Origin of the sequence: Blastococcus sp. TF02A-26 (assembly GCF_003319125.1) — a bacterium.
Lineage (GTDB): Bacteria > Actinomycetota > Actinomycetes > Mycobacteriales > Geodermatophilaceae > Trujillonella.
On record NZ_QOHG01000003.1, the window covers coordinates 1 to 11,931 of the forward strand.

At 72.7% G+C, this 11,931-nt stretch carries 13 protein-coding genes; 7 read left to right on the plus strand and 6 right to left on the minus strand.

Going from position 1 to position 11,931, the window contains the following annotated elements; genetic code table 11:
* The coding region (locus tag DQ240_RS03770) for a DUF222 domain-containing protein (RefSeq protein ID WP_113838322.1) at positions 1–827 on the minus strand (827 nt) is incomplete at its 3' end.
* A 202-nt stretch (positions 828–1,029) separates the two neighbouring features.
* Here DQ240_RS03770 and DQ240_RS03775 point away from each other — a divergent pair.
* The 4 genes from DQ240_RS03775 to DQ240_RS03790 all read left to right on the plus strand — a co-directional run bounded on the left by DQ240_RS03775 (position 1,030) and on the right by DQ240_RS03790 (position 6,533).
* Positions 1,030–2,748 carry an ATP-dependent DNA helicase RecQ gene (locus DQ240_RS03775; protein WP_113838323.1) on the plus strand — a complete coding sequence of 573 codons (1,719 nt, stop codon included), beginning with the start codon at positions 1,030–1,032 and terminating at the stop codon, positions 2,746–2,748.
* Positions 2,749–2,863: 115 nt separating this feature from the next.
* Complete coding sequence (locus tag DQ240_RS03780) at positions 2,864–4,510, plus strand: carbamoyltransferase C-terminal domain-containing protein (RefSeq protein WP_113838324.1); 1,647 nt, start codon at positions 2,864–2,866, stop codon at positions 4,508–4,510.
* A gap of 172 nt (positions 4,511–4,682) precedes the next feature.
* Positions 4,683–5,150: a DUF4383 domain-containing protein gene (locus DQ240_RS03785; protein WP_113838325.1), complete on the plus strand. Its 468-nt coding sequence runs from the start codon at positions 4,683–4,685 to the stop codon at positions 5,148–5,150.
* A 171-nt stretch (positions 5,151–5,321) separates the two neighbouring features.
* Positions 5,322–6,533, plus strand: a complete 1,212-nt coding sequence (locus DQ240_RS03790; RefSeq protein WP_113838326.1) for an acyl-CoA dehydrogenase family protein — start codon at positions 5,322–5,324, stop codon at positions 6,531–6,533.
* Positions 6,534–6,609: 76 nt separating this feature from the next.
* Here DQ240_RS03790 and DQ240_RS03795 read toward each other — a convergent pair whose 3' ends face one another.
* Both DQ240_RS03795 and DQ240_RS03800 read right to left on the minus strand, forming a co-directional pair.
* Positions 6,610–6,810 (minus strand): hypothetical protein, encoded by a 201-nt coding sequence (locus DQ240_RS03795; RefSeq protein ID WP_113838327.1) that lies wholly within the window; start codon positions 6,808–6,810, stop codon positions 6,610–6,612.
* Positions 6,811–6,882: 72 nt separating this feature from the next.
* Positions 6,883–7,077, minus strand: a complete 195-nt coding sequence (locus DQ240_RS03800; protein WP_113838328.1) for a hypothetical protein — start codon at positions 7,075–7,077, stop codon at positions 6,883–6,885.
* Positions 7,078–7,166: 89 nt separating this feature from the next.
* Here DQ240_RS03800 and DQ240_RS03805 point away from each other — a divergent pair, with 89 nt between their 5' ends.
* Both DQ240_RS03805 and DQ240_RS03810 read left to right on the plus strand, forming a co-directional pair.
* Positions 7,167–7,475: a helix-turn-helix transcriptional regulator gene (locus tag DQ240_RS03805; RefSeq protein ID WP_113838329.1), complete on the plus strand. Its 309-nt coding sequence runs from the start codon at positions 7,167–7,169 to the stop codon at positions 7,473–7,475.
* Positions 7,460–7,867, plus strand: coding sequence for a VOC family protein (locus DQ240_RS03810; RefSeq protein WP_113838330.1), 408 nt, complete (start codon positions 7,460–7,462; stop codon positions 7,865–7,867). The genes DQ240_RS03805 and DQ240_RS03810 overlap by 16 nt, the downstream gene beginning before the upstream one ends.
* Here DQ240_RS03810 and DQ240_RS03815 read toward each other — a convergent pair.
* A complete protein-coding gene (locus DQ240_RS03815; RefSeq protein ID WP_233498472.1) occupies positions 7,864–9,417 on the minus strand; it encodes an LCP family protein in 1,554 nt (517 codons plus the stop codon). The genes DQ240_RS03810 and DQ240_RS03815 overlap by 4 nt on opposite strands.
* Positions 9,418–9,542: 125 nt before the next feature.
* On the opposite strand from DQ240_RS03815, the gene DQ240_RS03820 reads away from it, so the two are divergent.
* Positions 9,543–10,346: an exodeoxyribonuclease III gene (locus DQ240_RS03820; RefSeq protein WP_113838332.1), complete on the plus strand. Its 804-nt coding sequence runs from the start codon at positions 9,543–9,545 to the stop codon at positions 10,344–10,346.
* Here the strand turns inward: DQ240_RS03820 and DQ240_RS03825 are convergent.
* Positions 10,324–11,463: a site-specific integrase gene (locus DQ240_RS03825; protein ID WP_113838551.1), complete on the minus strand. Its 1,140-nt coding sequence runs from the start codon at positions 11,461–11,463 to the stop codon at positions 10,324–10,326. The two genes, DQ240_RS03820 and DQ240_RS03825, sit on opposite strands and share 23 nt — an antisense overlap.
* Positions 11,464–11,588: 125 nt before the next feature.
* Positions 11,589–11,798, minus strand: coding sequence for an AlpA family transcriptional regulator (locus DQ240_RS03830; protein WP_113838333.1), 210 nt, complete (start codon positions 11,796–11,798; stop codon positions 11,589–11,591).
* Positions 11,799–11,931 lie beyond the last annotated feature (133 nt).

Sequence of the window (11,931 nt, forward strand, 5' to 3'; positions counted from 1 at the left end):
GCGGTGAGCACCGCCATGCCGTCCTCACCGGCCTGGCGGGTCACCTTCCGCCCACGGATGGCCGTCTCCAGCCGGCGCAGCGCGGCGTCGGCGTCGATCCGGGCGATCGCCCGTCGTGTGCACTCCCTCAGCTGCGCCACCGTCTGCCGGCCCGCCCGCGGCAGCACCCGCGCCTCCACCGCCGCCTTCTTGTCGGCGGCGACCGGCCGCAGCAGTTCGGTCAGTGCCCGCGCCTGCGCCCAGGAGATGTCCCCGGCCTCGAGCGCGGCCAGCGTTCCCGGCAGCTGCTCGACCAGCTCCACCGACTCCGCCAGCAACCCAGACGCGGAAGACCCCGACAGCCGCAGCCGCGCGGCGACCTCGTCGGCAGCCCACTCGCTCACCGCGGTGAGCGCCGCCGCCCGCGCCGCCCGCGAGGCGGCCGAGGCCGCCCCCTGCTCCCCCGGCTGCCGGTCCCACGACGCCGGCCGGCACCGCGCGAATCCGGCCAGCGCCCGTGCCCGCGCCCCGGCCAACTGCGCCAGCCCCCGCTCGAACTCCGCCACCGCGTCCAGCAGCCGGGCACCCTCGTCCAGCAACTGGGCTCGCGCCTCCACCGGCGCCTCGATCGACCCCCCGGGAGCCCCGTCGTCGGAGGCTCCCGCGTGCACGGTCCTGGCATCGACGAGGAGTCCGCTCCCGCCCTGCCCGTGGATCGCCTCGACGATCCACAGACCACGGGGACGGCGCACCTCGATGCGGCCGTCCGGGGACCCCAGGCGGTCGCACAGGGCGGTCTCGACGGCCGTCGCCACGCTCGGGTCCTCGGCGCCCAGCCTCTCGTACACGTGTTCGATGATAGACCCCTCGCCGTCGCCTGACCAGCAAGAATGAGCCTGTGGACGAGGTCGGCCGCTGTGGATGGGCGATCGGGTGGAGTCGGCCCTCAGGGCGATCGTGAGCCCATGCGCACACCGCCGTCACCCGTGATCACCACCGGTCGGCCCGCTCTCCGGTTTGCCGGGGAGATCCTCCGGGGAGAGGCCGTCGGTGCCTCCACGCTCCACCGAGAAGAACCCCGCGGGGGCCTCGGCCTCCGTCCGCACCCGCCGGCTCCGCGAGGTCGCCCGCGACGTCCTCGGCTTCGAGGACTTCCGGCCGGGCCAGGAGGAGGCGATGCAGACCGTCCTCGCCGGCCGGGACACCCTCGGCGTGCTGCCCTCCGGCGCCGGGAAGACGGCGGTCTACCAGGTCGCCGGCCAGCTGCTCGACGGTCCGGTGATCGTCGTCTCGCCGCTCATCGCGCTGCAGCGCGACCAGGTGGAGCGGCTGGTCGAGCTCGAGGGCCTGACCGGCCGACCGGCGCAGCTGAACTCCACCCTCTCGGCCGCCGACCAGCGCGCGGCGCTCGACGGCCTGGCGGACGGAACGGTCCGCTACCTCTTCCTCGCTCCCGAGCAGCTCGCCAAGCCAGAGGTCGTCGAGGCCGTCGCCGCGGCGCGCCCGGCGCTCTTCGTCGTCGACGAGGCGCACTGCGTCTCCGCCTGGGGCCACGACTTCCGCCCCGACTACCTGCGACTGGGCACGGTGGTCGAGCAGCTCGGCCACCCGACCGTGCTGGCCCTGACCGCCACCGCGGCTCCCCCGGTCCGAGCGGAGATCGTCGAGCAGTTGGGCATGCGCGACCCCGCCGTCGTCGTCGCCGGTTTCGACCGCCCGGAGATCCGGCTCGAGGTGGAGCAGCACGCCGACGCGCACGGCAAGCAGCAGGCGGTGCTGGACCGGGTGCTCGCCGAGGTGGGCGAGGGACACGTGCCGGGCATCGTCTACAGCGCCACCCGCAAGGGCACCGAGGAGGTCGCCGCCGACCTCGTCGAGCGGGGCCTGCGGGCCCGGGCGTACCACGCGGGGCTGAAGAAGAGCGAACGGGAGGACACCCAGCGGGCGTTCATGGACGACGAACTCGACGTCGTCGTCGCCACGACCGCCTTCGGCATGGGGATCGACAAGCCCGACACCCGCTTCGTCGTGCACGCCGAGCCCGCGGACTCGATCGACAGCTACTACCAGGAGATCGGCCGCGCCGGCCGCGACGGGGAGCCCGCCCTCGCCGTCCTCGTCTACCGCCAGGAGGACCTGGGCCTGCGCCGCTTCTTCGCCGCCGGCGCGCCGGCGGAGGAGGAGCTGCAGCAGGTGGCCGGCCTGGTCGCGGCCGCCCCGGCGGCCGGGGTGGAGGACGGCGTGGAGATCAAGCAGCTGCGCGAGGAGACCGGCCGCGGCGCGACCCCGCTCGCCCGGGACCTGAACCTGCTGGAGCAGGTGTCCGCGGTGGTGCTCGACGAGGAGGGCGCGGCGCACCCCGCCGACGGCGCCCCCTCCCCCGCCGACGCCGCGGCCGCCGCCCGGGAGCTGGCCGAGCACTACGAGAAGGTCGACCAAAGCCGGGTGGAGATGATGCGCGGCTACGCCGAGACCACCGACTGCCGGCGGCAGTTCCTCCTCGGCTACTTCGGCGAGCAGCTGGAGGAGCCGTGCGGCAACTGCGACAACTGCTCGGCCGGGCTCGCCTCCGAGCGCACCGCCGTCGCGACGGGCGACGACCCGTTCCCGCCGCAGTCGCCGGTGGAGCACAGCGAGTGGGGACCGGGGATCGTCATGCGGGTGGAGGACGACCGGGTCGTCGTCCTCTTCGAGGAGGTCGGCTACAAGACGCTGGGCCTCGCCGCCGTCGTCGAGCACGACCTGCTCCGTCCGCGCAGCCCCGCCTGACCCCACCGGCGGCGCCGCGGTCGCTCGACCTGCGGAAACCGGTCGTCCACCGCATGATCACGGCACGGCGGAGTGCCTCAGCAACGGGCAGAGCCCCATCTCAAGGAGTGCATGCGTGAAGGTCCTCGGCATCAACGCGATCTACCACGACCCGGCGGCGGCCCTCGTCGTCGACGGCCGGATCGTGGCCGCCGCGGAGGAGGAGCGGTTCAGCCGGCGCAAGCACGGCAAGCGGCCGCTGCCGTGGAGCGCGTGGGAGCTGCCCGAGCTGTCGGCGGCCTGGTGCCTGGCCGAGGCCGGTCTGCGGCCCGAGGACCTGGACGCCGTCGCCTACTCCTTCGACCCCGCCCTCATGGGGACGCCGGAGGAGTCGGGACTGAACGACCCGGGCGACACCATGCGGAAGATGTACGCCGAGATGGCGCCGGAGTTCCTCGCCCACGCGCTACCCGGCCTGGACCCGGCGAAGGTCCGCTTCGTCAAGCACCACGTGGCGCACGCCGCCTCGGCCGGACTGGGCGCGCCCACCGCGGACAACTCCGTGCTCGTGCTGGACGGCCGCGGCGAGGCGCACAGCCACCTGGCCGGCCGCTACACCGACGGGCAGCTCGAGATCCTGGCCGGGCAGGCCCTCCCCCACTCCATCGGCCTGCTCTACGAGGACCTCACCGACCACCTCGGCTTCCTGCGCAGCAGCGACGAGTTCAAGGTCATGGCGATGGCCTCCTACGGCAAGCCGCGCTTCCTCGGCGAGCTGTCGGAGCTGATCGTCGCCACCGACGACGGCGGCTTCCGCACGCCGAAGATCGACTTCTCCGAGTACGCCCCCCGGCTCGGCAAGGGCGACGACTGGACGCCCGACCACGCCGACCTCGCCGCGAGCGTGCAGCAGCGCGTGGAGGAGGTCCTGCTCGACCTGGCCCGCTGGCTGCACGAGCGCACCGGCGACCGCACGCTCACCCTCGCCGGAGGCGTCGCGCTCAACTGCGTGGCCAACACCCGGATCTTCGCCGAGACCCCGTTCGAGCAGGTGTGGGTCCAGCCGGCCGCCGGCGACTCCGGCACCGCGCTGGGCAGCGCGCTGCACGTCGCCCGCGGCCTGGGCGAGACGACCGAGCCGATGCCCGGCGCCGACCTCGGCCGCGGCTGGTCCGACGACGAGATCCAGAAGTGGCTCGACACCGCGGCCATCGAGTACGAGCGGCCCCGCGACGTCGCCGACGCCGTCGCCGAGGTGCTGGCGAACAACGGCATCGTGGCCTGGTTCCAGGGGCGCAGCGAGTTCGGCCCCCGGGCCCTGGGCCACCGCTCGCTGCTGGCCCACCCGGGCTACGAGGCCAACCTCGAGCGGATGAACGACGTCAAGGGCCGCGAGCAGTTCCGTCCCGTGGCGCCGATGGTGCTCGCCGAGCGGGCGGCCGAGATCTTCAGCCGCGGACCGATCCCGTCCCGCTACATGCTCTTCGTGCACGACGTGGCGCAGGACTGGAAGGACCGCATCCCGACCGTCACGCACGTCGACGGCACCGCACGGATCCAGACCGTCGACCGCGCCGAGGAGCCGCTGGTGGCCCGCATGCTCGAGTGCTTCGAGCGGCGCACCGGCCTGCCGGTCGTGGTGAACACCAGCCTCAACACCGCCGGGCGCCCGATGGTGGACGACCCCCGCGACGCGCTGGAGTGCTTCGGTTCGGCACCGGTCGACCTGCTGGCCATCGGCCCCTTCGTCGTCCGCCGCCGGCGCTCCACGCTGGCCGGCTGAACCGCTCGGAGCCTGCACTGCGAACGACGGGAGAGGCGCGGTCCGCGCCGGTGACGTCTCGGTAACGGTCGTCCCCCGAGAGGGTGACGGCAGTTACGGGAGGTCGGCGGCGGGTACCGCAACCACCGAGCACTCGTCAAGACCCGGCGAGTCACTTCTCCCTGGAGGATCCATGGCTTCCTCGCGTGACACCGGGGCCGCGCGCCCCGGCATGACCTGGCCGCAGATGCTCGCGCTCGCCTTCGGCGTGATCTACCTGCTGGTCGGCATCGTCGGCTTCTTCATCACCGGCTTCGGCGACTTCTTCGGCAACGAGAACGCCACGCCGCCGGCGCACGAAGACGACATGCTGCTGTTCTTCATGATCAACCCGATGCACAACGTCGTGCACATCCTGATCGGCGCGGTCGGCATCGCCCTGTCCCGCACGCTGGCCGGTGCCCGCACCTACGGCTGGCTGCTCGCGGTCGGCTACGGCGCCGCCTTCGTCTACGGCCTCATCGCCGTCGGCGAGGACTGGGACTTCCTGAACCTGAACGCCGCCGACAACGTGCTGCACATCGCCACCGCCATCGTCGGCCTGGTCATCGCGCTCGGCCCGGTGCGGAACGCGGTCGACCACCGCGGCACCCGCGTCTGAAAGGACCCCCGTGCCCCCCACCGCTCGCTAGCTCGCGGTGGCCCCTGCACGGGGGCCGAGACGGAGCCGGGTCCCTCCACGGAGGGACCCGGCTCCGTCGCGTCCGGGGCGCATCCGGTCCGGTGCCACCCCCGGTGTGCCGGTCGTCACCGGTCCCTCTACCGTCCGCTCATGGACTTCGCCCTCTCCGCCAAGGCCGAGGACGTCTGTGCCCGCGCCTGGGACTTCATGCGCGAGCACGTGTTCCCCGCCGAGCCCGTGTACGACGCCTGGCGCGCCGAGCGCGGGTACGACAACCACGAGCACCCGCCCGTCCTCGAGGAGCTCAAGGCCGAGGCCCGCAGGCGCGGGCTGTGGAACCTGTTCCACCACGAGCTCGGTGGCCTGAGCAACCTCGAGTACGCCTCCGTCGCCGAGATCACCGGCTGGTCGCCGGTCATCGCCCCCGAGGCGATGAACGTGGGCGCGCCCGACACGGGCAACATGGAGACGCTGATGCTGTTCGGCACGCCCGAGCAGAAGTCCCGGTGGCTGGAGCCGCTGCTGGAGGGCGAGATCCGGTCCGGCTTCGCCATGACCGAGCCCGACGTCGCCTCCTCCGACGCCCGCAACATCCAGACGTCGATCGTCCGCGACGGCGACGAGTACGTGATCAACGGCCGCAAGTGGTGGACCAGCGGTGCCGCCGACGAGCGCTGCCAGATCTTCATCGTCATGGGCAAGACCGACCCCGAGGGCGCGCCGCACCGGCAGCAGTCGATGGTCCTGGTCCCCCGCGACACCCCGGGCCTGGAGATCATCCGGCACCTCCCGGTCTTCGGGTACCAGGACCAGCACGGCCACTCCGAGCTGCGGTTCACCGACGTCCGCGTGCCGGTCACCAACATCCTGGCCGGCGAGGGTGACGGCTTCATGATCGCCCAGGCGCGGCTCGGCCCGGGGCGCATCCACCACTGCATGCGGGCCATCGGCATGGCCGAGCGCGCGCTGGCGCTCATGGTCGAGCGGACGAAGAACCGCGTCGCCTTCGGCCGGCCGCTGGCCGACCAGGGCACCGTCCGCGAGGCGATCGCACTGTCCCGGATCGAGATCGACCAGGCCCGGCTCTACGTGCTGAAGACCGCCGACCTGATCGACAAGTACGGGGCCAAGGGCGCCAAGACCGAGATCTCCGCGATCAAGGTCGCCGCCCCCAAGGTCGCCCTCGACGTGATCGACCGGGCCATCCAGGTGCACGGCGGCGCCGGCGTCAGCAACGACACCGTCCTCGCCCGCTTCTACGCCAGCGCCCGCACGCTGCGGATCGTCGACGGGCCCGACGCCGTGCACATCCGTGGCGTCGCCAAGGAGGAGCTCGCCCGCGAGCGCCCCTACGCCGGCTGAGCCCCGCCGACCGCAGCAGCACGAGAGGCCCAGGACCCTTCGGTCCTGGGCCTCTCGGCGTCGTGGCGGCTGCGGCTCAGGGCGTGAGCGTCGTCCCGAACGCCCCGCCGGCGAGCTTGGCCATCAGCTGGGTGCGGTCCAGCCCGGCCGCCTCCAGGGCACCGGCGTCGGCGTCGGTGTCGATCTCGTCCGGCAGCTGCGCCGCCACCTTGTCGGCGGTGTCGTTGTCACCCTCGGTGCGCAACGTCTCGACGAGCTTCTGCTTGTCCAGCTTCACGGGCCCCTCCGTCCTCGACCGGCACTCTCTGGCTGGAGTGTGGTCCCGGTCACGCCCCGTCGCCAGTCCGCCTCAGCGGGCCGAGGACCGCCGCAGCAGGAGGGCGCCGACCCCGGCGAGCAGGACGCCGACGGCGAGCTGGGCGACGCCGATGACGCCCCGGTCACTGGCGAACCAGGTGGGGGAGGAGGCCAGCAGCACCACGGCGATCCCCAGGACCAGCAGGGCGACCAGCCGCTGCCGGCGCGGGTCTGCGGCGAGCGCCACGTCTCCTCCTCCCGCGGCCCGTGGGACGGACCTGCGTCGAGAGCGTGCCACCCTTGTCAGGCAAGTCGTTGCTTGCGTATCGTTCCGGCGTGGGCGACGTGTTCAAGGCCCTCGCCGACCCGACCCGGCGCGCGATCCTCGACGAGCTGCAGGAGCGGAGCGGCCAGACGCTGTTCGAGCTGTGCACCCGGTTGGTGACCCGGCACGGGGTGGGCTCGTCGCGGCAGGCCGTCTCCCAGCACCTGGAGGTCCTGGAGGCCGCGGGCCTGGTCCACAGCCGGCGCGAGGGCCGCTACAAGTTCCACGACCTGGACACCACGCCGCTGCGCACCATCACCGAACGGTGGCCCCCGCCACCGGCCCGTCCCGAGGAGGCTCCCCCGTGCGGATCACCCTGACCAGCGTCCTGGTCGACGACCAGGAGAAGGCCCTGCGCTTCTACACCGACGTGCTCGGCTTCCGGAAGAAGACCGAGGTGCCGCTGGGCGAGCACCGCTGGCTCACCGTGGTGTCGCCGGAGCAGCCCGACGGCGTGGAGCTCGTCCTCGAGCCCGACGCCCATCCGGCGGTGCGGCCCTTCAAGGAGGCGCTGGTCGCCGACGGCATCCCGTTCACCGCCTTCGCCGTGGCCGACGTGCAGGCCGAGGTGGAGCGACTGAAGGGGCTGGGCGTCGTCTTCACCCAGGAGCCGCTGCGGATGGGCCCGGTCACCACCGCCGTCCTCGACGACACCTGCGGCAACCTGATCCAGCTCGCCCAGCACCACGGCGACGAGCTGCCCGCCGGCTAGCTCGCCTTGCTCGGCGGCTCGCCCGCCGCGCGGGCGGCCGCGGCCTGCTCCGGGTCGTAGTCGCAGGCATCGGCGATGTCGTTCACCGGCGTCGGCGACGGCGCCTCCCCGGCGGCCGGCGGCGGCTCGGTGCTCTCCGGCGCCGACGGCGTCGACGGGTCGGACGGCGCAGGCGGCCCCATCAGGGCGCTGTAGACGATCAGCCGCATCGCGTCGTAGTCGGGATAGGCCGGGGTGATCACCGAGTCGTCGAACACGACGCTGGTCACCTGGGCCGACTTGACCAGGTCGCCGAGCTCGACGAAGTCGTCGAGGGCCGAGCGCGGGATGTCGGTGCTGACGATGTCGCGGGTGGCCGACGCCAGCTCCTGGTAGCTCTGCAGGAGGGTCAACGGGTCGGCGGCGTCGATGATCGCGTTGATCGTGCAGCGCTGGCGCGCCATCCGGTCGTAGTCGGTGAGGTTGAAGCGGCCGCGGGCGTAGGCCAGCGCCCGGTAGCCGTCCATGCGCTGGTCGGGACCGGGCTCGATGTAGTCGTCGGGGAGCTCGCCGGTGCCCGGGTCGCCGTTGATCGGCACGTAGTAGTTGACGTTCAGCGTGACGCCGCCGAGCGCGTCGACCAGCCGCGCGAAGCCGTCCAGGTTGACCAGCACGTAGTAGTCGATGGTGAGGCCGAGCGCCTCGCCGACACCGAGTTTGAGGAAGTCCGCGCCGGGGTCGTCGGTGGGCCCGAGGATGTCGGGATGGGCCGCCGGGCCGTTGCGGTAGACCGCGTTGAGCAGTCCCTCGCTCTCGGTCTCGCCGACGAAGCCGTTGGGGTACACCTCCGCCAGCGGGCTGTCCTCGGGGAAGGGCAGGTTCTCCAGGTTGCGCGGCAGGCTGAGCAGCGTCGTGTCACCGGTGTCGGTGTCGATGCTGGCGACGATGACGGTGTCGGTGCGGACGCCGTCCCGGCCCTCTCCGCCGTCCCCGCCCAGCAGCAGGACGTTGACCCGCTCCTTGTCGCCGAACGGGTCGGGCACGTCGACGACGGTGGCGGACTCCCGGTCCTCGGCGAAGACGTCGTCGATGAGCTCGGACTGGGCGACGGCGACCTGCCCCACGAGGTAGGCGGGGTAGCCGATCCCGGCCACGAGCGCGGCCACGAGGACCGCGCCGATGGCGTGCCGCCGCCCGGAGGCCGGCCGCGGCAGCAGCGCCCGGTAGCCGAGGACCACGGCCGCGGCCCAGAGCAGTGCGACGGCGATGACGGCGGCCAGCAGCCAGCGCAGCTGGACGGGGTCCAGCGCGATGTCGATCGCGGTGTCCCGGCCGGCGGTGACGAGCCAGATCGCCCCGCCGACCACGAGCAGGAAGACGGCCAGGACGGCCAGTCCGGTGCGCCGCCGGCCGGCCGCGAGGAAGCCGGTCCCGGGGACGACGGTGTTCGCCACGGTCCAGGCGAGGGTCACCCCGAACCCGCGCGGACGCCGCGCCGGAGCCCCGGGGACGGGGGGCAGGCCGTCCCGCACGGGGCTGATCCGCCGGGTCGCGTCGTCGGCGTCGGTCACGCACGCACTCCCACGCGCCAGCTGTCCATCCCGCCATGGTCCCATCTGTGCCGGTCGCCGGGCGCCGGTCGGCGGACGACGAGGGCCGGTTACCCCCATCGGGTGCATCCGTAAGCTCGGCAGGCGTGCGCCTGGTCACCTGGAACGTGAACTCGATCCGCTCCCGAGTCGACCGGGTGGTGGCCTTCCTGCAGCGCTCGGACGTCGACGTCCTGGCCCTGCAGGAGACCAAGTGCCGCGACGACCAGTTCCCCGAGGAGCGCTTCCGCGAGCTCGGCTACGAGACCGCGCACGTGGGCCACTCGCAGTGGAACGGCGTCGCGCTGCTGTCCCGCGTCGGCCTCACCGACGTACAGGTGGGCTTCCCCGGCATGCCGTCGTGGTCGGCCAAGGAGGGCGTGGACCCGGCGCCGGAGGCGCGCGCCCTGGGCGCGACCTGCGGCGGGGTGCGGGTGTGGAGCCTGTACGTGCCCAACGGCCGCCAGCTCGGCGATCCGCACCTGGACTACAAGCTCGCCTGGCTCGAGGCGCTGCGGGTGGCGGCCGGCGGCTGGCTGACCGAGGACGCCGAGGCGCAGATCGCACTCGTCGGCGACTGGAACATCGCGCCGCAGGACGACGACGTGTGGGACATGTCGGTCTTCTCGCACTCCACCCACGTCTCCCCGCCCGAGCGCGAGGCGTTCCGCGGCGTCGTCGAGGCCGGGTACGCCGACGTCGTCCGCCCGTACACGCCGGGTCCGGGCGTCTACACGTACTGGGACTACACGCAGCTGCGCTTCCCGCGCCGCGAGGGCATGCGGATCGACTTCGTGCTCGCCTCCCCCGCGCTCGCCCGGCGGGCGACAAACGCGCTGATAGATCGGCAGGAACGCAAGGGCAAGGGCGCCAGCGACCACGCCCCTGTCATCGTGGAGCTTGCCGACTGACGGAGCGGTCGTCGGCTCGGGGCACATCTGGGGCACAGGATTCGCCGACTGTGGCCCAAGCCGCGTCGATCGCCGTCCGTGTGCGGTCGTCCGAATCCGGCATGAGGTGGCCGTAGGTGCTCAGCACCAACGAGGCGTCCTCGTGCCCCAGTCGCTCCGCGATAGCTACCACCGACTCGCCGGCCGCCAGCAGGACGCTCGCGTAGTGGTGCCGTAGGTCATGGCTTCGCGTTCCCGGCGGCAGCCCCACTCCGGTCACCGCCCGGCTCATCAGGTTGTGGCCGTAGTAGACGTGCCCGAGCGGCGCTCGCTGCTGCGTGGTGAAGATCGTCCCGTCCTCCGCGGCCGGATGTGCCGCCAGGTGAGCAGCCAGCGCGTCGGCGACCACCCGAGGGAGCGGGATGGTCCGCCTCGACCGGGGGGTCTTCGGTTCGCTCCGCCGGCCCTTCGATCCCTGGGTGAATTGCCACTCGATCCGCACGGTGCGGCGAAGGAAGTCGACGTCCTGGACTCGGAGCGCCAGCAGCTCGCCGATCCGGAGGCCGAGGCCCGCTTGGGTGAGCACCATGGCCCGGTAGCGCTCCGGCATGGCCTCGGCGAGCGCCGCGACCTGGTCGACCGACAGAGGCACGATCCGCTCCCGCTCGTGCCGGGGGAGGCGGATGCGGACGACGGGCGAGGAGGCTACGAGTCTGTCGAGCACGGCAGCCCCGTACACGCTGCGGAGCAGGCCGACTGCCTGCCGCAGAGTGGTCGGAGCCAGCACGCGCGATCGATCGGTCGCCCACGCCTGGACCTCGGACGGGCGCACGTCCGCCAGCTTGCGAGGGCCGAGCCGCGTCTCCTCGATGTGCAGCCGGATCATCATCTCGGTCCGCCGCGCCGTGGTCGGCCTATGCGGGCGGGCCTCGGCCCACGTCCGGGCGTACTCGGCGACGGTGACCTTCGAGGGCTCGATGTACGTACCTCGGGCCTTGTCCGCCTCGACGGTCGCGGCATGCCGGTCGGCGTCTGCCTTCTTCGTGAACGATTTCTTGCGTTGCTTGCCCTGCTCGTCCCGCCAGCGCGCCTGGTAGGTCGTCCGGCCGTCGCGGCCACACTTCTCAACGCTGGCCATGAGCTTCTCCTCGGCGTCGTCGGCGCGAGCCGCCTCGCAACTCGCGTCCGGGCTGGTACTGAGACGGAACGGCTCCTCACGGAGCATGCCGAAGCGGCGCTACGAGGTGGAGGGGCAGCGAAGGGCTATCCGGTGGCGCCGCGGCCCGACTGTTCCTCGACCCATGCCTGCACGTCGTCATAGCGGTACAGGACGCGGCGGCCGAGGCGGAAGCTGCGTGGGCCGGTGCCCAGGTGACGCCAGTATCGGAGGGTGGCGACCGGGGCGCGGAGGAGGTCGGCGGCCTCGGTGATGGTCAACAGTTCGGGCTCGCGGCTGGCGGGGTGGTCGGTCATGACTGTCTCCGGTCTGGTCGGATGGTGCTCCGTCACCGTTAAGAGGCGCCGAATCGAAGCTGTTGGTGACAGCCGACAGCCAGATCGTGCAGAAATCCTCCAGTCGCGGCCCTCGGGTCGGACCGCGGGCCGG

Excerpts from the sequence above, each read along its gene's own strand:
- DQ240_RS03785 (WP_113838325.1), top strand. The coding sequence starts at position 4,683 with ATGGCTTCCTCGCGTGACACCGGGGCCGCGCGCCCCGGCATGACCTGG.
- DQ240_RS03790 (WP_113838326.1), top strand. The coding sequence starts at position 5,322 with ATGGACTTCGCCCTCTCCGCCAAGGCCGAGGACGTCTGTGCCCGCGCC.
- DQ240_RS03825 (WP_113838551.1), bottom strand. The coding sequence starts at position 11,463 with ATGGCCAGCGTTGAGAAGTGTGGCCGCGACGGCCGGACGACCTACCAG.
- DQ240_RS03830 (WP_113838333.1), bottom strand. The coding sequence starts at position 11,798 with ATGACCGACCACCCCGCCAGCCGCGAGCCCGAACTGTTGACCATCACC.